Consider the following 17,720-nt stretch of genomic DNA (forward strand, 5'->3'; position numbering starts at 1 on the left):
TGGGTCAGCATCGGCGTCTGACGGCACGACTCCGCATAACTCGACAGACGAGGCAGAACGGCATCCTCTGGCAGCCCAGCGGTCACGGATCACCGTATCTGCGCCTTGAGGTACCACGTCGCTGTCAGCAGGCCGCGCCAGGAAGGCCAGGCAGAGCATCGCCCCGGATCGGAGGGGGAGATAGTTGCTCGGTCAACAGTTGAGGTACGCTCGGTTTGCGTCGTAACGTCAATGGACCTCCGGTGTGCCGGTGACTATCGTCTTGAGTCGTTGATTCGTTGTAGGTTGTTGTGCTGGCTCGTCGTGGACCCGCGTTGCCCGAGTTGGTGTTGACCGATCTCGAGCGGTTGACTTCGCAAGGCGGGGGACGTCGTCGTTCGACCGCGCAGGCGTTGGCGTTGCGGTCACGGATCGTGCTGACCCGCGCCGAAGGTCTGTCCAACATGGACGTCGTACGGCGGTTGGGTGTCTCACCGCCCACGGTGAACAAGTGGCGCCGCAGGTTGATCGAGAACCGCCTGGACGGCTTGTCCGACGAACCCCGACCGGGTGCCGCGCGCACGATCACCGACGCGCAGGTCGAACACGTCGTGGTGACCACGCTGGAACAGGCGCCACCGAACAATGACTCGCACTGGTCCACTCGGTCGATGGCCGCGGCCACGGGCATGTCACCGGCACGTCGCACCCACGACTACGTCCGACATGGCACCACGAGCCTGTTCGCGGCACTCGACATCGCCACCGGCACAGTCATCGGCCGCCACCAGCGCCGCCATCGCCACCAGGAATTCCTGAAGTTCCTCAAGACCATCGACGCCAACACCCCGCCGGAGTCGGATCTGCACCTGGTGTGCGAGAACTACGCCACCCACAAGACTCCGGAGATCAAGACCTGGCTGATCCGGCATCCCCGTTTCCACCTGCACTTCACCCCGACCGGTTCATCCTGGCTCAATCTGGTCGAGCGGTGGTTCGCCGAGTTGACCAACCGCAAACTCCGCCGCAGCGTCACCGAACTCGAAGCCGACGCAACGCGTGAATCGCAGCCCGGAACGAAAACCCGAAACCATTCGTCTGGACAAAGACCGCCGACGAGATCCTCGACAACCTGGCCCGATACTGCCGCGACGCCGAGCACTACCAAGATGAGGAATGCTCGCCAACTTTTCCGTGGCTATCGTTCAAGTCTAGTCGCAGTACACCCGATCCACGCCACGCGGTCCACACCTTTCCCCACACGGAGGAAGGGGCCTCCCGGCGATCCCGGAGGCCCCCTCCCCCGACGAGCCTCGCACCGCATCGGTCACACGCACGTCACCGCACTGAACGCCCGGAGGGCCCCGCATGACTGACACCGTTGTGTTCCCGCAGGACCGCACCTGCCCCTACCAACCCGCGCCGGGTTACCTGCCGCTGGCCGGGTAGCGGCCACTGGCCCAGGTCGCCCTCTACGACGGCAGGCGCGTCTGGGCGGTCATCGGCCGCGACGTGGCCCGCAAGCTCCTGGCCGACCCCCGCATCTCCAGCGACCGCACCAACCCCGCGTGGCCCATGATGTTCGCGAGCATCGCCGCCACCGTCAGCGATACCCAGCAGAAGGTCATGAAGATCATCACCGCGCTGGTGGGCGTGGACGGCCCGGTGCACAACGCCCGGCGCAAGATGCTGACCCCCAGCTTCACACTCCGGCGGATCAACACCCTGCGCCCGAAGATCCAGACCGGACTCCCTCGGCTGGCACCGCTCCTCGGTCCGCGACCACGTCTCGTTCGGCTTCGGCGCCCACCAACGCCGCGGGCAGAACCTCACCCGCGTCACCATGGAGATCGCTCTCAGCACACTGCTTGATCGGCTGCCCGACCTGCGCCTCGCGGTCCCGGCGGAACAGGTCCCGTTCAACCCCATCGCGGGCTTCCAGGTGATCACCGAACTGCCGGTCACCTGGTAGGCAGGTCCGGCGGCGGGGTCTTCGGGGTCGAGCCGCGGAACGCGTCGCGGTAGGACCGCGGGCTGGTGCCGGTGTGGGCGAGGAAGTGCCTGCGCAGCGAGCCGGTCGAGGTGAAGCCCGCCGCGTGGGCGACCTGGGTCACGGACAGGTCGGAGTCCTCCAGCAGGGCCCGCGCCCGCTCGACCCGCCTGCGGGCGATCCAGCCCGCGAGGCTGTCGCCGGTCTCGGCGCGGAACCGCCGCTCCAGGGTCCGGGGGCTCATGTGGGCCCGCGCGGCGACCCCGGGCAGGGTCAGCGGCTCGGTGATGTGCTCGGCGAGCCACTCCAGCACGGGCGCGAGCGGGCCGGACGTCGGCCGGAGGGGCGCCTTGGCGTACTGGGCCTGGCCGCCGGTGCGATGCGGCGGGCTGATGAGCATCCGGGAGACGTCGTTGGCGTACGACTGGCCGTGGTCCCGGCCGAGGACGTGCAGGCACAGGTCGGCGGAGGCGAGCATGCCGCCGGAGGACAGGACCTGCCCGTCGTCGACGTACATGGCGTGTTCCAGCAGGTGCGCGCGGGGGAAGGCGGCGCGGAACTCGTCGGCGAGGGCCCAGTGGGTGGTGACCCGCCTGCCGTCGAGCACGCCCGCCTGGCCGAGCACGAAGGCGCCCGCGCACAGCGACACCAGCCGCGCGCCGTCGTCGGCCGCCTTCGCGACCGCGGCCAGCACCGCCGGGTCCTGCGGCTCCCAGGGCGATTCGAGCCCCGGCACGACGACGGTGTCGGCGCCGCTGATCCAGTCGACCGGCTTGAGGTCGGCGATCGTGAAACCGAGGGACGTGGGCGTGCTCGCCCGCCCGCACACGCCGACCTCGTAGGGCGCCTCGGTTCGTGGCGGATCTTGGCGAACACCGAGGGGCGGCGGCCGAACACCTGGACGGCCACGGCGAGGTCGAGGACGAACGTCCCGCCGAGCACGACCATCGCGACCCGATGGCGCCCCAACTCCCCACCTCCTTGACCGGATTCGCTCGAAGTATGGCGTCCAGCGCGGTGCGGGCCTGCCCGCGCCCCCACGATGATCGGCGCATGAAACCCGACACCATCGTGCTCGTGCACGGCTTCTGGGTCACCCCGCGCAGCTGGGAGCACTGGATCACCCACTACGAGGCGAAGGGCTACCGGGTCATCGCCCCCGGCTACCCGGGCTTCGAGGTCGAGGTCGAAGCTCTGCGCGCCGATCCGCGGATCATCGTCGACGTCACCGTTCCCGCGATCATCGACAGGCTGGAGGGGATCGTCCGCGAGCTCGACCGCCCGCCGATCATCATGGGCCACTCCGCGGGCGGCGCGTTCACCCAGATCCTGCTCGACCGCGGCCACGGCGCCGTCGGGGTCGCCCTCAACTCGGCGCCCACCGAGGGCGTGCGGGTGGTGCCGCTGTCACAGGTGAGGTCGACGTTCCCGGTGTTGCGGAACCCCGCCAACCGGCACCGGGCCGTCGAGCTGACCCCGGAGCAGTGGCGCTACGCGTTCACCAACACCTTCGGCGAGGAGGAGTCGCGGGCCCTCTACGAGCGCTACCACATTCCGGCCAACGGCGGCATCCTGTGGGGCAGCGTGCTCGCCAACTTCCGGCCGGGACCGCAGGAGACCTGGGTCGACTACCGCAATGACGACCGGGCGCCGCTGCTGTTCGTCTCCGGCGGCGAGGACCACATCATGCCCCCGGCCGTCCAGCGGTCCAACAAGGAGCACTACAGGTCCGACACGATCACCGAGATCCGCGAGTACCCCGGCTACGCCCACCTGCTGCCCGCCCAGGAGGGTTGGGAGCGGATCGCCGACGACGTCCTGGCCTGGGCCGTGGAACACGCCCGTTGACCACCACTCCCGTCGGCGGACCGGCCTCCTTGGTCGCGGTCGGCAGGGGAACGTGCGCACCGACCCGGTGTCCGATCCATCCCGCGCGCGTCGGTGGCGTCGAACAGGGTCACGGACCGCTTGCCCGGTAGGCGAAGCCCGTCCGGTAGGCCCACACGACGGCTTGGGTGCGGTCGCGGACCTCCAGTTTGGCCAGTACGTGTTTGACGTGGGTCTTGACCGTCTCCACCGAGAGTTGCAGCGTTCGGGCGATCTCGGTGTTGGACTGCCCGGCGGCCATGGCGCGGAGCACGTCGGCTTCGCGGTCGGTGAGCCGGGCGGCGCGCGGGAGGTCGGGGCCGGCGCGGGCGGTGTGCGAGTCGAACAGCCTGCGGGTCACCGAGGGTGCCACGACCGCGTCGCCCGCGGCCACCGCGCGGATGCCCGCGACGAGTTCCTCGGGGGTGGCCCGTTTGAGCAGGAACCCGTCGGCGCCCGCGGCGATCGCGTCGTCCACCACCTCGTCCAGGTCGAACGTGGTGAGCACCAGGACGCGGGGGCGCGGTCGGGTGGCGACGAGTTCGCGGGTGGCGGACACGCCGTCGCGGACCGGCATCCGCACGTCCATCACCACGACGTCGGGCCGGTGCGCGGCGGCCGCGCGCACCGCCTCCCGGCCGTCGGCGGCCTCGCCGACGACGGTGATGCCCTCCTCGGTGTCGAGCAGGGCCCGCAAGCCCTTGCGCACCAGCGCGTCGTCGTCGGCGAGCAGGACCCGGATCACCGCCGGGCCTCCGCCGGGAGGGTCGCCCGCACCCGGAAGCCGCCCTCGAACGGACCCGCCTCCAGCTCGCCGCCCGCCAGCCGGGCGCGCTCGCGCATGTTGGCCAGGCCGTGACCGGGCCTGCCCGGGGGGAGGTGCCCGCCTTCGTTGACGACTTCCAGCACGGCGGTGTCCGCGACCCGCCGCAGGTGGATGTCGATCCGGCCGGAATCGCTGTGCCGCAGGGCGTTGGTGATCGCCTCCTGCGCGATCCGGTGCAGCGCGCGGGCGGGACCCGCGCCCAGCTCGACCCGCTCCGCCCGCAGCCGAGGCTCCCGGCCCGCGGCCCGGACGCGCTCGGCCAGCGCGGCCAGCCCGGGTGGCGGCTGCTCGGTCCGCACGGCCCGGACCAGGTGGTCCAGCTCGCCGAGCGCGTCCCGGCCGACGGTCTCGATGTGCCCCAGCGCCTCCCGCGCGAACCCCGGGTTCTCGTCGAAGACCCGGCGCGCGACCCCAGCCTGCATGACCACCACGTTCACCGCGTGGCCGAGGGAGTCGTGCAGTTCGCGCGCCAGCTCGGTGCGCTCCTCCGCGCGTTGCCGGGCCTGCTCGGCGGCGGCGGCCGCGCCACGGCTGCGCACGGCGTCGCCCGCGACCACGGCGATCAGGAAGGTCATGGTCACGCCGAACACCGTCTCCGCCTGGACCGCCCCGCGGTCGAACACCAGGTAGCCGACCACGGCGGCCAGGGTGACAGCCACCGCCACCGCGCGGTACCGCCGGGCGCACGCGCAGAAGCAGGTGAACAACGCGACCCACGTCGCCCACGGCACCACCGTCGGCGGGTACCCGGCCGCCGCGTTGGCCACCACCAGCAGCGCCGTCGCGACCAGCACGGGGATCGGCGCGACCCACCGCCACAGCAGGCACCCCGCGGCCACGACCGCGAAACCCACCCCGAGCGCGTCCACCGCCCGGTGGGGCGGCCCGGCGGAGGTGAGCACGCTCGCCACGGCCGCGACGACCACGAGACCACCGGTCTGCCAAAGCTGGAATTTCCGCACGGTCCATCCTGCACCGACAGCGGCTGCCACGACCAGCCGCGGTCGCCCTCCGCGCCTCCCTCGGAAGAGGGAGGCAACTGCCCCAGCGCGAGGGGCGAGCCGGGGCCGCCGGACTCCTAGCGTTGCGGCACCGACGAGAGGGAGTGGCGAATGGCGATGACGGCGGCAACGACCGGCCCGACCCGGTGGCGGTCGATGGGGTTATGGTGGCTCGCGCTGACGGCCGCGGCGATCGCGGTGTTCGCCCTGCTGCCCTACGCGACGCAGCCGTTGAGCGACCTCGCCGCGGCCGAAAACGAGCTCGCCGCCAACTACGCCGACCGGCCCGGGTGGCTCCGGGGAGTCCTCTACGCCCACATGACCGGCGGCGGGCTCGCGCTGCTGCTGTCACCGGTCCAGCTCTCCGCCCGCGTCCGGGCCCGCGCCCCGCGCCTGCACCAGTGGACCGGGCGGACGGCACTGGCGGGCATCGCGGTCGGCGCCGTCGCGGGCCTCGTGCTCGCACCGCACAACGTGGCGGGTCCGATCGGCGTGGCCGGGTTCGGGCTGCTGGCCGCGCTGTGGCTGACCTTCGCGACCCTGGGGTTCCGGGCGATCCGCCGCGGCGCGGTCACCGCCCACCGGCGGTGGATGATCCGGGCGTTCGCGCTCACCTACGCCGCGGTGACCCTGCGGCTCTGGCTGGTCGTGCTGGTGCCGCTGACCGGCGAGTTCCTCACCGCGTACCGGATCGTGCCGTTCCTGGCCTGGGTCCCCAACCTCGTCGTGGTCGAACTTCTGCTCCGCCGACGGCGGGCACCGCACCGCGAGCGCGGTCGGACGGTGGTGTAGGGCGGCTGCGCTCCGGCGTGGCCTGCCACCTCGACCTGGGACAAGACCCCCGGTGCCATCGATCTCACCGGCCGCGCGTTCTCCGCTCCCCCGGCGACAGAATCACGATCCGGCCTGCATCCGATTCGAGCGGGACGCGTGGGCCTCGCCGAAGGCGTTGGGGGAATGCGGCGGTGGGCTACGGGCTCGGCATTGATCTCGGCACGACCTTCACCACGGCCGCGGTCGCCCGGGAGTCGGGGGCGCGGATCGTGACCGAGCCGGAGCCGCGGCCACGCACTACTCGGTGGCGCGCAGGGTGCGGGTGCCGCGTGCAACCTGGCGAGGATGCCTGCGAGGACGCCCATGGCCGCGTCGTCGTCCTTGGCCTGGTTGAGGGTGCGGGAGGCGTCCAGGCGTTCCAGCAGCATCGTGGTGGTGGTCGGGTCGTGGTCGAGCAGTCGCACGATTCCCTGGCCGTTCCAGGCCGTCAACCCGGCGATCGCGGCCTCGGACTCCTCCTTGGGCATCTGGAGCTTCAGAACCGCCTGCCGTCCGTCCGCGTCGCGCACGGGCAACACCAGCGACGCCTCACCGGAGGCCACCGGCCCATCGGGTGCGACGCCCCACCGCTCGAGCGCCTCGGTGACCAGGTGCGGCAGGCCTGCGATCCAAGCGCTGCCCGCCTCGCCGCTGCGATGGTATGAGGCGACCAGAGCCTCGGGGAGGTCCATCACGGTCGGAGCCTGCGGGCTTTGGCGAAGTGGGTTCTGACGTTGTCTGTGAGGCGCTTGAGGTTCAGCAGTTCCAGCGCGGCTCGGTGTTCGGCCTCCTCGCCGACGGCTGCCCCGGTGGTGGCGACGTGGGTGAGCAGCGCGGCCAGTTCGCTGGGTGGGACCTCCTCGAAGGCGCGGGGGCCCAGGTTCCGCGAGCGCACCTCGGGGTGGTCGGGCAAGCGGTAGACGCGTGGCTTGATCCCGTTCTCGTCCAGAGGGTTGTCCTCGACCAGGAGCCGCTCCCGCACGGCCTGGGCAATGGCCTTGTTCAGCTCGCTCGCCGCGAGCTTGGTGACCCTGTGGGCGCCGGAGGCCCGCACATAAGCGGTGTGCAGCCTGCTCCCGAGGACGGGCCCCTCGGCTTCGACGACCCGCACCAGGCCGTCGACGAGCTCTCGTCGCGAGGCTGTGGCGATCGTGACGACGGTGCCCTCGAACTGGGAGTACGCCTGGAGCAGGGAGTCAGTCCGCACCTCGACGGCAGGGGCCACGTCCTCGGGGACGAGGAGTTCGGGGTCGACGACCTCCGGCTCTCCTTGTTCGACTGCCGCGGGCTCAGCCGGCGTCACCGCGTCTGGTTCGACCAGCACTTGTTGCGGCGTGGGGGGTTCCGACCTCGACGGAGCCGGGACATCGATCGCGGAGGTCCAGCCCGAAGGGTGGATGTCCAACCGGTGCAGCGCCTCCCAGAGGCGCGCCAAGACCGCGGGGCGGTCGAACAGCCGGACTGCCCGGTCGACCGCCCCACCGCGTGAACCCGCCCCAGCCGCACCTGTGTTCATCACTGCCCACGCCCTTCTGCACCAGTACCGATCACGCTGCACATCGGCGGTGGCGGCCAGGGTGATACAGCCGAGTTCGCGCGCGGGCCCCACCAGGTCCGACCCGACCACGAAGATCACTCGATCGTGTTCGCGCCGGTGTAGCGCACGGTGGGCGTAGCGCGATTCGATCATCATGACTGCTATGATCAATCGCCGCGCGGCGGACTGAGGTGCCTCGAACCGTCCATGCTGGCGACATCCATCTCGACAGCCCGGGTACGCGGACCGGGAGACGACCACGCGACTGGTCGCCGCCTTCTGCCGGGCCCTGGAGAACCTCGTGTCCCTGGCCGTCGTACGCGAGGCGGACGCCGTCGGGCTCGCGGGGGGCATCTACGACGAGGACATCCCGGTGGTCATGGCCGCGGGCAACCACGACGCGGAGAGCGTGATCCGCAGGAGTGTCCGGCTTCCGGACAACGTCACGGTCTTGGACGCCGATCAGGCCGAGACGGTGCGCCTGGAAGACCACGGTCTCGCGGTGCACGGACAGAGCTTCGCCACGCGCGCGGTGACCGGGAACCTGGTCGTCGCCTACCCCGGCCGGATCGACGGCTTGGCGAATGTGGGGGTGCTGCACACGGCGGTGGAGGGCGCGGAAGGCCACGACACCTACGCGCCTTGCAAGCCCGGTGGGCGTGCGCCCGCGGAGTTCGTCGCGCTGGATGTCGCCAGGTGGGCGTCGGATCCGGTTCGTCCGCCCCTAACGCGTCGACCAGACCGCCAGGCGCAAGGTTCATCCGGTGGACGCGATGCGGACGCCTACAAGCGGCGCCACGTGGTCGAGCGGTGCTTCAACAGGCTCAACAGTTCCGCGGACAGGCCATTCGCTCCATCAAACTCCCGCATCTGTCGAACCCGGGGGTGGTCGTGATTCATCGTCAACAGCAGGGGCTCGATCTCCGCCAGCACGGCTCAGGTGCAAGTTACGTGGTTGGTCGTCAACCTCTGCGGCGAGGCCACCGTCTCAGGAGAAGAAAATCTCTTCGGGGTCACGGGTAAGCTGTTCGGACAACACAAGATCGGCATCTTGAACCGCAGAAGCTACCTCCGAATCGGGTGGGCGTGGAAGGGCAAGGCAAGCCCATTCACGGCCACAGTGATATCTGGCCTTGGGGGCCGAGATGACAAGTCGGCCAGACACCCTTGTCCGCCGAGCGCGGGAGGTGATCGAGCGTGCCGGTCGACAGCGATCGATCACGGCCACGGAGAACCGACTCGGAGACGACGTACTTCTCACCGTCAGCGCGGGTTCCACTCGGAGGCACGTGCTCTCCGTGCGCGTCCAGGAAGGTGGTGCCCTCTTGGACGTGGACGGATCTCAAGCCCTGGAATTCGCCGCCGAAGACGATGGGGACGTGACAGACCTCCTTCGCGTCGTCAGTGCCTTCTGCGTCGGCCAGCTCGAGGCGGCGGTCGGGAGGCTGGACGGGAAGTACCACGCCTTCCGAGTGGGTGATCTCCGCCTGACCATGTCCAGAAGCCCGTTCCGCGGAGTTGGCCAAGGTTCGTGGACTTGGCAGCTTGTGGACTGAGTTCCAAGCGGGGGCAAGACTCGTTCTCACGTGATCGATGGCGGTGTGGCGTGATCTGTTTCCGCGGAGCTGTTGGTTTCGAGGTTCGACGTCCGTTCGCGGGGTGACGGAACGGCGCCGTTGGATGACCGGGTGATGTGCACCGCTTTCGTGCAACGGGTTGAGGAGCCACGTCCTGGCCAACCGCGCCGAACTGCCTTTGGTCGTCGGGGCATCCGCAGCCAACGGCAACGACCACTTCGGCCTGCCCGTCCTCGGCGGGGCCACACCCCGCGTGCGCACACCGGGCGGGCACAACGTTCCGCCCGCCGACCTCGGATTCCTCACCCCTCGCCCACGAGGACCACGGCGGCGTCGGTGCGAACGACCGGGATGCCGACGGCGGTCAGCTTGTTGAGGTGGGCCTTGTGCTTGAAGCCGGTCTGGATACGCGTTCTGTCCGGGATCGAGGTCGAGACCGCGTCGGGGCTGTGCGGCGGCGGGGTCGAGGGGGCGGTGGTGTCGGCGGTCGCCGGGCCGCTGGTGGCGCCGCGTCCAGGGTGGGGCGGGGGCGAACAGCAGGCCACGCGCGTGGACCAGCGGCAGCGGGCGTCCGGGAAGGGCACCGTTGCCGTCGCGCTCGATCGCCGCTGAGTGGGTCCACGCCGTCGGCGTGGACCCACGGCTGGGTCAGGCGTCGTGCCAGGCGCCCGCGTTGGTGATGTAGGCGCCGGTGGGCTTGGTTGGGTCGCCTGCCTCGAGGACGTTGAACTGCTTGGTGGCGTCGTCCCACTTGGCGAAGCAGGGGAACGTCGGCGACTCGTGCTTGCGGTAGGCCAGGACGATCTCGTTGACCGTCTGCGTCGCACCCGCGCCGAGGATCACGTTGTGCTGCAACGCGTTCGTGCGGCGGCCGTCGATGTCGACCTCGTCGGCGATGGTCTCCGCGGCGCCCTTGGCCCGCTGGACGCGGCCGGTGACGCCATAGCGGGCGCGCACTGGGGCGGGTGGGCCCGCGCCGTCGTCGACGAAGATCGTGTGCATGTCGCTGCCCTGTGCCAGGCGGATGCGGGTGAGGGCGTTGCGGTAGCCGCGCAGCGTCGGCGCGTCCGGCTCCTGTAGGGAGGAGATGGCGTTGAAGACCTGCGCGTTGGTCTCGCTGGGTACCGGCATGAACACCACGACGGCGTCGCCGTAGTGCTTGAGCTGTTCGAAGACGGTGGGCTTGGAACCGTCCAGCAGGGAGGCGCTGAGGTCGTGCAGGCCCAGTGCGTCCTTGTGGTTCGCGCCGGTCTTCGGGTCGTTGAAGTTCGCCGGGTCCATCCGCGCCAGCAGGCCCTTGACCGACCGGTCGAGGGTGATCTTCACCTGCTTGGTGGGGTCGCGGCGGGCGGCCTTGTTGACGATGGAGAACTCGCCGCCGCGCCCGTCCGCGCCGATCTGCCGGGCGGAGAGGCGGTTGGCGGCGTAAGCGCTGGCCCAGGTCTCCCTGGCCTCGGCGGCCTTCAGGTCGGCCCACCACTTCGCGATCTGCGCCTCGCGGGCCTCCCAGGTGGCCCCGGCTCCGCCCAGGGCTGCCATGCCCTGCTGGAGCAGCCGCTGTTCGACGGCCCGCTGCGCGTCGGCGCGCTCCCGCGCCACCCGCTCCCGCTCGGCGACCTTGACCGGGTCCTGCCGGTCTTCGACGTCCTTGCGCAGCTCAGCCTTCTGCTCGGAGGTGAAGTGGAAGGTCTCGACGTCCTTGAGCATGTCCCACACCTCGAGCAGCTCGGGGAGGCTCAGCTCGCTGGTCCACCCCTTGTACTGGGGGATGTACTGCTTGGTCCGCTCGTCGTACTCCTGGAACCCGGTGGACAGGATCTCCAGGAACCGGGGGGACTTGGCGTCCCCGATGGCGGCCTTCCAGCTCACCCGTGAAATCTGCACGTGCTCACTCCGATCCGATCGGGTTCGCTTCCCTCGGAGGGAGATCGGCTCCCGGGAAGCGACCGTTACGAGGGCGGCGCATAACGGCCACCGGCGGCCGGAGACCAAGTCCGGGGAGCGGTGACACGCGCCGAGTGGTGCCGCTGTTCGACCTGATGGCCGGGCTGATCGACGTCGACCCGGTGAGCCGCATGGCCGCGGGCGCCCACTTCGGCAGGCCGGGGCTGGTGCTTGATCGACGAGCGGTCGCCATCGCGGGCACCTCGGTGGCGGGCGAGGTAGTTGGCCAACGCAGTTCCTTGCTGTTCAAGCGGTCCACGTCCCCGCGCTGCCGTGACGAGTCGCACCTACTGGCCGCGCGGTTCGCTCAGCCAGGCGGGAACGCAGCGTGGCCAGGGTCGGCGCTCGGCTGTCTCCTGCCCCCCGGATGATGGGCGGGCAGTGCCGGATCGGTCACGGGGTTCACCCACAAGGGGTGGCGAGTGGTGGTGGACCGCCCCGGCCGGGTGCGCGCCGTCGTCGCGGTCGGGTACACGGGGTTGACCATGCCGCTCAAGCGGTTTCCGCTGCGGGTGCCGCGCCGTCAACAGCGGCGGCGCGCACTGAACCCGGGTGTCGGCCGAGCGGCGGCAGTCGCTGTCGGCGTGCATAGGTCCGGTGACGGGGGACGCGGGCGTTGCGGAACAAGCGCTCGGCGCCGTGGACCGCCATCCTGCCGGTGATGTGGTGCTCGGGCGCAACCTCCGGACGCGGCCCGGGATCGCCCACCGGGGGTCACACGAACGAGCGCCGCTGGCTGCGGGGGCGGTGGGGCGGCCGGTAGCGTCGTGGGCTCACGCTGCCGAGCCACGGGGGTCTCATGGTCCGCGAGCCGCCGACCTACCAGGGGCGGGCGTTGCCCCGGCCGGCCGGGGAGGTCGTCGACCAGGGGTTGGGGTTCGACATCGGCACGCTGATGAGCAGGCGGCGGTCGCTGCGGGTGTTGGGGCTGGGGGCGGCGGCGGCGGTGGGGTTGGCGGCGTGTTCGGACGGCTCCGACACCGCGAGCACGCCGACCTCGTCCTCGACGGCGGCGGACAACGGGGAGATCCCCGATGAGACCGCTGGGCCCTATCCCGGTGACGGGTCGAACGGGCCGGATGTGTTGGAGCAGAGCGGGGTCGTCCGCAGCGACATCCGGTCCAGTTTCGGTACCGCGTCGGCGACGGCGCAGGGGGTGCCGATGGCGCTGGAGCTGACGATCACCGACCTGGCGGGCGGCGGGGCGTTCGCGGGGGTGGCGGTGTATGTGTGGCACTGCACGCGGGAAGGCGGGTACTCGCTGTACAGCTCGGGGCTGGAGGACGAGAACTACCTGCGCGGGGTCCAGATCGCTGACGCGTCGGGGAAGGTGCGGTTCACCAGCGTCTTCCCGGCCTGCTACTCGGGTCGGTGGCCGCACATCCACTTCGAGGTCTACCCCGACCAGGCGTCCATCACCGACTCCGCCAACGCGATCGCCACCTCGCAGGTCGCTCTCCCCCAGGACGCGTGCGACGAGGTCTACCAGCAGACCGGTTACGAGAGTTCGACCACGCACCTGTCGCAGGTGTCCCTGGACGGCGACAACGTCTTCGGCGACGACGGCGCCGCCAGGCAACTGGCCACCGTGACCGGCGATGTCGCCTCCGGCTTCACCGTCTCCCTCACCGCGGGCGTCGACACCGGCACCACCCCGACCGGCGGCGGGGCCCCGGCTGGGAGCGACGGCAGGCCCGACGGGGTACCGCCCCCGGGTGGTCCCCCGCCGACCAGTTGATGTTGTGGTGGGGCGCCCGCGCCTTGACGGATGGGGCCTATGTGGACCTCTGCCGGGGAACGTCGAAGAGCCAGCGGCGCAGCCGCCTGGCAGCTACCTAGGAGCTCCACCTCCACACCAGAGGCGGGCGGCCGCCCTTGGGCAGGGCCGCGGCGTGCTGGGCGGTGCGTTCGAGGCCGGGGACTCGGTCCATCGTGCGGCCCAGGTTGGCCGGGTAGGGGCGGTCGCCGGTGAGGGACTCGGTGACGTCAAGCGCTTGCGCGGTGGTGAACTCGCCGCTGAGCAGGCCCGCGGTGAACTGGGTGTCCCGCCACAGCTTGTCGGCCAGCAGGGGGCGGCAGTCGGCGATGATGCGGTCGTGGTCGAACGCCAGTGGTGGCACGGCGTCCAGCGGTGTCCACGTGGTGGTGCCGTCGTCCGGGCGGGCGGGGGTGACCGTGGCCCACAGCGCGATCGACAGGGTCGGGCCGCGGGGGTCGCGGGAGGGCTCGTCGAACATGGCGAGCTGGCCGGTCGCGGTGATGGCCGCGGCGGGGACGCCCAGCTTGCCGGTGACGGCGCGCCGGGTGGCGTCGCGCAAGCGCTCGCCCTTGCCCAGCAGCACGCCCGGGAGCGCCAGGTCGCCCGCGAACGGGGCCATCGCGCGCGGCGCCACCCCCAGCAGCACCGCGTGAACGTCCGGGTCGAAGCGCAGCACGAGGACGTCCACCGAGACCAGCGTCGACTCGATCATGGTGCGATTCTGCCGCACGTCAGCGGCGCGCCGGTGTCCGCACGGTGTAGTCCGTCCGGGCGGGGCCCGCTCCGGTGACGAGCACCGGGACGTCGAGCAGGTCCTCGAGGAATCCCACCGGATCGGGCAGGGGCTCCAGGACGGGGGTGCAGCCCGCCACGAACTCCCCCAGGTCCGGCCGGGGCCCCAGGTCGGCGCGGTGGCCCGTGCCGGTCCGGTAGGCCGTGGCGACCTCGAGGTCCCGCGCGTCCAGGTGCGTCACGGCGAGGCCGTCGACGCCGCCGCAGGCGGCCACGGCGTACCGCAGCAGCACGGTGTCCAGGTGACCGGCCCGCCACGCGCCCTGGTACTCGCCCGTGCCGTTGTGGCGCTCGGGGAACCGGTCGAGGACACCGCGGTCCTCGGTCGGCAGCGGGCCCGCGCCGTGGCGCGTCTGGTAGGTCCGCGTCACCCCCAGCACCCGCGCGTCCCGACCCGCGAGCAGCGCCCTGGCGTTGCGCGGTGTGACGGTGGACCACGTGGTGTGCGGGTGGAAGCCGTGCGTCTCGTCGAGGAGGACGCCTTGCGCGCCCTCGAAGACCAGCCGCCCGGCATCGGCGAGCCTGCCCGCCTCGTCACCGGTCGTGGTTCGCACGGTGTCCGCGAACGCCCGGTAGAGCGCCACGAGGTCGTCGACCCCGGGGCCTGCGCCGATCAGCGGCTCGTAGAACCGGGCGAGAGCGTCGAGCTTGCGCCGCAGCGCGACCGGGTTCGCGCAATCGCCCACCGTTGGTGGAGGGCCAGGAACACCCCTCGCCTCCTGGCCCTCCACCACGTCACCCGGCTGGGCCCCCCGCTCGGCCAGCAGCGCGTACCACGCGGTCTCGCCGATGCCCTTGCCGCACGACCCGTGCCGGTCGCGGCCCCTGGCGTCCTCCCGCGCCCGGTTCGCGGCGACGTGGAACGGGGTCGTCAGCAGCGCGTCGGCGTCGATCGACACCAACCGCAGCGGGTCGGCGACGCCGAGCGCCGCCAGTTCCCGCGACTCGGTCGCCAGCGCGATCGGCTCCACCAGCACGTGGCGGGACAGCCAGGTCGGCACGCCCGCGAGCGTGCCGGACCCGAACTGGCTGAACGTGTGGTGCCCGCCGTCCACGACCACGTTGTGCGCGGCCTGCGCGCCCCCGTTGAACCGCACCACGGTCGACACCGAGCCGTCGGCGCACAGCGCGTCGACCACCGCTCCCTTGCCCTCGTCGCCGAACCCCAGCCCGACGACGACCACGTGCTCGTCCACGTCAGCTCAGCGCCACGTCGTCGGGACCGTCGATGCCCAGCGGGGTGGCCGACTTCGTCAGCGACCTCGCGCCCGCGCCGACCGAGACCAGCGCCTTGCCGACGGCCCTGCTCTCGGTGACCGAGCCGATCTCGGCCAGGTCCACCAGCGCCTGGTCCAGGTCGACCACCCGCTCCTCCAGGCCGATGGTGGCGGCGATCAGCTCGCACACCGCGCCGGGGTCGTCGAGCTTGAGGAAGTTCTGGCCCAGGATCTGGCGCCAGTGCTCGCCGATGGCCTCGTCGTCGTAGTACGAGGACTGGTTGGGCAGGATGAAGTACACGTGCCACTTGCGGGCCAGTTCGCGGTACACCGACACGGGGTCGATGTCCTGGGCGACGTCGTCGCCGATGACCCGGCGGATGTGCCGCGCCTCCAGCCGGGGCTTGTTCAGCTCGTCGCCGATGAGGAACAGGTAGCCCTTGCGGCCGCGCTTGCGCCACGCGTCGGTGACCACGTGCCGCGCCACGAAGTACGCGGCCAGCTCGTAGGACTCGCTCTTCTGCCCGCCGCCGTTGCCCTCCAGGAAGATGTCGCGCAGCTGCTCGTCCATCCGGTTGTCCGACTCGAACTGGCCGACCTGCAGCGGCACGCGGTCGCTGTCGGCGTCACCGATCCCGCCGAACATCAGTTGCGGGTCGGTGAGATAACCCTTGCGTTGCAACAGTCCGTGCAGCTTGCCGAGCTTGCCCTGCATGATCTTCGGCACGCTGCCCATCGAACCGGTCACGTCGAACAGCACCGCGATCGGCGTCGAGTCGGCGTGGTCGGGCGAGTCGCGGCACTCGCGCGCCGCCACGCCCAGTGGGTCCAGCGAGGGAGCGGCCTTCCAGCTCGACGACCGCTTCCCCTTCATCGCCGCGGTGTAGCCGAAGTCGGCGATCCCCCTGGCCGCGCGGAAGGTCTTGGCCGCCGCGTAGGCGTTGTCGTCCCACTTGCCGTGTCCCATGGTCATGCTCCTGTCGTCGCGGGAAGGGCGAACGGGCGGAAAACCCGTGCGCCGTAGAGGTCTTCGAGCAGTTCGTCGTACTCGCCCAGCAGGTCGACGGCGTCCGGGCGCCGGGACGGCCGGTCCTGCGTGCACCCGCGGGCGAACATGGCCTGCCTCTTCTCACCGGCTGCCAGCAGGTCCAGCATCAGCGTGTGCGCCATGTGGACGTCCGTGGCGGCGGTGACCGGTTCTCCCCCGAGGACTTCCGGCGGGTAGCTGATGGACTTGCTGGTCGCGAGCAACCGCTGCCCGGTCTCGACGGCGAACGACCACCCGGCCAGCACGATCCCGTGCTCCTCGGGGTGCACCAGCACGTTCTCGGCGGTGACCGCGCCGTGCACCAGCCCGAGCCCGTGCGCTCCGGCCAGCGCCTTGAGCAGCCTGCGGTGCATCCACGCGTAGTCGCGGCCGTCCAACCCGCGGGGGAACGCGCGCCGCACGTCGGCGAGCGTCACGAACCCGTCCACCAGCGGGTCGAGCACCGTGAACGCCCGCTCGCCCCGGTCGAGCCCGCCGGAGGAGTCGAGCAGGCGCGGGTAGTAGGGGCGCAGCCAGCGGTGTCGATCGGTGAACCGCTCAAAAGTCCGCAACGCGTCCCACTCGCCGTGCAGCAACGGGTTCAGCACTGGGTCGCGCACCACCTTGACCACGTGCGGGCCATCGGTCTCGTACACGTTGGCGACGCTGCCGACGGCGAACGGTTCGCCGATCCGGTAGACCCCGGTCGCCGTGCGCAGCTCAACCGTCGCGCCCCGCGTCCACTCGTGGTGCATCCGGGTCAGCTCCGCGGACGCCGCGTGCGCCCGGGCGTCCCCCTCGCCGGTCACGTCCGGGTGCAGGACGGAGGCCAGCGCCCGGTACAGCCGCCGCGCCTGCGCGCGCCGCGCCGGATCGGTGGTGGGAGGCCCGAAGAGCCCGGCGGCTGATCCGGCCCGCTCCACCCGGTCTAGCGCCTCTTCCCTGGTGAACATGGTTTGAGTCTAGAAGACTCAAACCTGCGGCGCAACTGTCCGCCGTCCGGTGTGACCCACGCCGGTATGCCGGAGCGGGTGCGCCGCCCACGGGCTGTCGGGAGCAGGCGTTCGATCAGGAGTGTTGCTTCGCAGACCGTCAAACGGAGGCGCAGTGGGGACCTGAACTGTCCGACCGGCCGCTCAGGTGCGGGTAGCCCGACGAGCGCACACACCGCTGACGGCGGAACCGAGCAGGAGCACGGCCCCGACCGCGATCGCGCCCGGCGCGGACAGCGCCCCGCCTGCCCCGCCGAACACCAGCCACGCGCCCGCCGCGGCCACCACGAGGTCGAGCGCGGGCAGTTCGGTCGGAGCCATGGCCCGGACCAGCCCCAGGATCAGGACCACGCAGCCCAGCCCCGCCAGGGCGAGGTCTTCCGTCGCCATGCTCAGGTCG

18 protein-coding genes and 2 pseudogenes are annotated in these 17,720 nt (G+C 71.2%); 7 read left to right on the forward strand and 13 right to left on the reverse strand.

Going from position 1 to position 17,720, the window contains the following annotated elements; all coding sequences use genetic code 11:
- Window positions 1-293 precede the first annotated feature (293 nt).
- A pseudogene (locus GCL84_RS15140) lies at window positions 294-1,138 on the forward strand (IS630 family transposase); the annotation flags it as partial.
- Between the two features lie 313 nt (window positions 1,139-1,451).
- On the opposite strand, the gene GCL84_RS30040 reads toward GCL84_RS15140, so the two are convergent.
- On the reverse strand, window positions 1,452-1,664 hold the full coding sequence (locus tag GCL84_RS30040) for a hypothetical protein (protein WP_235926275.1): 213 nt from the start codon (window positions 1,662-1,664) through the stop codon (window positions 1,452-1,454).
- 158 nt (window positions 1,665-1,822) lie between these two features.
- Between GCL84_RS30040 and GCL84_RS30640 the strand changes: the two genes are divergently transcribed.
- Window positions 1,823-1,951 (forward strand): hypothetical protein, encoded by a 129-nt coding sequence (locus GCL84_RS30640; protein ID WP_268891352.1) that lies wholly within the window; start codon window positions 1,823-1,825, stop codon window positions 1,949-1,951.
- Here GCL84_RS30640 and GCL84_RS15150 read toward each other — a convergent pair.
- On the reverse strand, window positions 1,941-2,798 hold the full coding sequence (locus GCL84_RS15150) for a GlxA family transcriptional regulator (protein WP_156756115.1): 858 nt from the start codon (window positions 2,796-2,798) through the stop codon (window positions 1,941-1,943). The two genes, GCL84_RS30640 and GCL84_RS15150, sit on opposite strands and share 11 nt — an antisense overlap.
- 224 nt (window positions 2,799-3,022) lie before the next feature.
- Here GCL84_RS15150 and GCL84_RS15155 point away from each other — a divergent pair, with 224 nt between their 5' ends.
- Window positions 3,023-3,817: an alpha/beta hydrolase gene (locus GCL84_RS15155; RefSeq protein ID WP_156756116.1), complete on the forward strand. Its 795-nt coding sequence runs from the start codon at window positions 3,023-3,025 to the stop codon at window positions 3,815-3,817.
- A gap of 109 nt (window positions 3,818-3,926) precedes the next feature.
- Here the strand turns inward: GCL84_RS15155 and GCL84_RS15160 are convergent, their stop codons facing one another.
- Together GCL84_RS15160 and GCL84_RS15165 are read right to left on the reverse strand one after the other, a co-directional pair.
- Window positions 3,927-4,580: a response regulator gene (locus GCL84_RS15160; protein ID WP_156756117.1), complete on the reverse strand. Its 654-nt coding sequence runs from the start codon at window positions 4,578-4,580 to the stop codon at window positions 3,927-3,929.
- The gene (locus tag GCL84_RS15165) at window positions 4,577-5,623 is read right to left on the reverse strand and encodes a sensor histidine kinase (RefSeq protein WP_156756118.1); all 1,047 of its coding nucleotides are present in this window, start codon (window positions 5,621-5,623) and stop codon (window positions 4,577-4,579) included. Before GCL84_RS15165 ends, GCL84_RS15160 begins: the two co-directional genes overlap by 4 nt.
- A gap of 195 nt (window positions 5,624-5,818) precedes the next feature.
- On the opposite strand from GCL84_RS15165, the gene GCL84_RS30045 reads away from it, so the two are divergent.
- Window positions 5,819-6,454, forward strand: a complete 636-nt coding sequence (locus GCL84_RS30045; RefSeq protein ID WP_235926277.1) for a DUF2306 domain-containing protein — start codon at window positions 5,819-5,821, stop codon at window positions 6,452-6,454.
- A 296-nt stretch (window positions 6,455-6,750) separates the two neighbouring features.
- Here GCL84_RS30045 and GCL84_RS30975 read toward each other — a convergent pair.
- Together GCL84_RS30975 and GCL84_RS15180 are read right to left on the reverse strand one after the other, a co-directional pair.
- Window positions 6,751-7,167: pseudogene (locus tag GCL84_RS30975) on the reverse strand (aminoglycoside phosphotransferase family protein); the annotation flags it as partial.
- A complete protein-coding gene (locus GCL84_RS15180) occupies window positions 7,167-7,778 on the reverse strand; it encodes a hypothetical protein (protein WP_156756120.1) in 612 nt (203 codons plus the stop codon). The pseudogene GCL84_RS30975 and the gene GCL84_RS15180, both read right to left, overlap by 1 nt.
- 535 nt (window positions 7,779-8,313) lie before the next feature.
- Here GCL84_RS15180 and GCL84_RS15185 point away from each other — a divergent pair.
- Window positions 8,314-8,907, forward strand: a complete 594-nt coding sequence (locus GCL84_RS15185; protein WP_156756121.1) for a metallophosphoesterase family protein — start codon at window positions 8,314-8,316, stop codon at window positions 8,905-8,907.
- 984 nt (window positions 8,908-9,891) lie between these two features.
- On the opposite strand, the gene GCL84_RS15195 is transcribed toward GCL84_RS15185, so the two are convergent.
- Together GCL84_RS15195 and GCL84_RS15200 are read right to left on the reverse strand one after the other, a co-directional pair.
- Window positions 9,892-10,173 carry a hypothetical protein gene (locus GCL84_RS15195; protein ID WP_156756123.1) on the reverse strand — a complete coding sequence of 94 codons (282 nt, stop codon included), beginning with the start codon at window positions 10,171-10,173 and terminating at the stop codon, window positions 9,892-9,894.
- A gap of 64 nt (window positions 10,174-10,237) precedes the next feature.
- A complete protein-coding gene (locus tag GCL84_RS15200; RefSeq protein WP_156756124.1) occupies window positions 10,238-11,458 on the reverse strand; it encodes a hypothetical protein in 1,221 nt (406 codons plus the stop codon).
- A 152-nt stretch (window positions 11,459-11,610) separates the two neighbouring features.
- On the opposite strand from GCL84_RS15200, the gene GCL84_RS15205 reads away from it, so the two are divergent.
- Both GCL84_RS15205 and GCL84_RS15210 read left to right on the forward strand, forming a co-directional pair.
- Window positions 11,611-11,904 carry a hypothetical protein gene (locus GCL84_RS15205; protein WP_156756125.1) on the forward strand — a complete coding sequence of 98 codons (294 nt, stop codon included), beginning with the start codon at window positions 11,611-11,613 and terminating at the stop codon, window positions 11,902-11,904.
- Window positions 11,905-12,332: 428 nt separating this feature from the next.
- A complete protein-coding gene (locus GCL84_RS15210; protein ID WP_156756126.1) occupies window positions 12,333-13,271 on the forward strand; it encodes a dioxygenase family protein in 939 nt (312 codons plus the stop codon).
- 97 nt (window positions 13,272-13,368) lie between these two features.
- Here GCL84_RS15210 and GCL84_RS15215 read toward each other — a convergent pair whose 3' ends face one another.
- From GCL84_RS15215 to GCL84_RS15235, 5 genes are all read right to left on the reverse strand, one after another.
- Entirely contained in the window at window positions 13,369-14,004 is a 636-nt protein-coding gene (locus tag GCL84_RS15215) for an NUDIX hydrolase (protein ID WP_156756127.1), read from the reverse strand.
- A 19-nt stretch (window positions 14,005-14,023) separates the two neighbouring features.
- Window positions 14,024-15,280, reverse strand: a complete 1,257-nt coding sequence (locus GCL84_RS15220; RefSeq protein WP_156756128.1) for an adenylosuccinate synthetase — start codon at window positions 15,278-15,280, stop codon at window positions 14,024-14,026.
- 1 nt (window position 15,281) lies between these two features.
- Window positions 15,282-16,268 (reverse strand): hypothetical protein, encoded by a 987-nt coding sequence (locus tag GCL84_RS15225; RefSeq protein ID WP_156756129.1) that lies wholly within the window; start codon window positions 16,266-16,268, stop codon window positions 15,282-15,284.
- Window positions 16,269-16,270: 2 nt separating this feature from the next.
- Window positions 16,271-17,281 (reverse strand): protein kinase family protein, encoded by a 1,011-nt coding sequence (locus tag GCL84_RS15230; protein ID WP_156756130.1) that lies wholly within the window; start codon window positions 17,279-17,281, stop codon window positions 16,271-16,273.
- A 183-nt stretch (window positions 17,282-17,464) separates the two neighbouring features.
- Window positions 17,465-17,710, reverse strand: a complete 246-nt coding sequence (locus GCL84_RS15235; protein WP_156756131.1) for a hypothetical protein — start codon at window positions 17,708-17,710, stop codon at window positions 17,465-17,467.
- Window positions 17,711-17,720: the final 10 nt, after the last annotated feature.

It is taken from the genome of Actinokineospora pegani, assembly GCF_009745975.1.
Lineage (GTDB): Bacteria > Actinomycetota > Actinomycetes > Mycobacteriales > Pseudonocardiaceae > Actinokineospora > Actinokineospora pegani.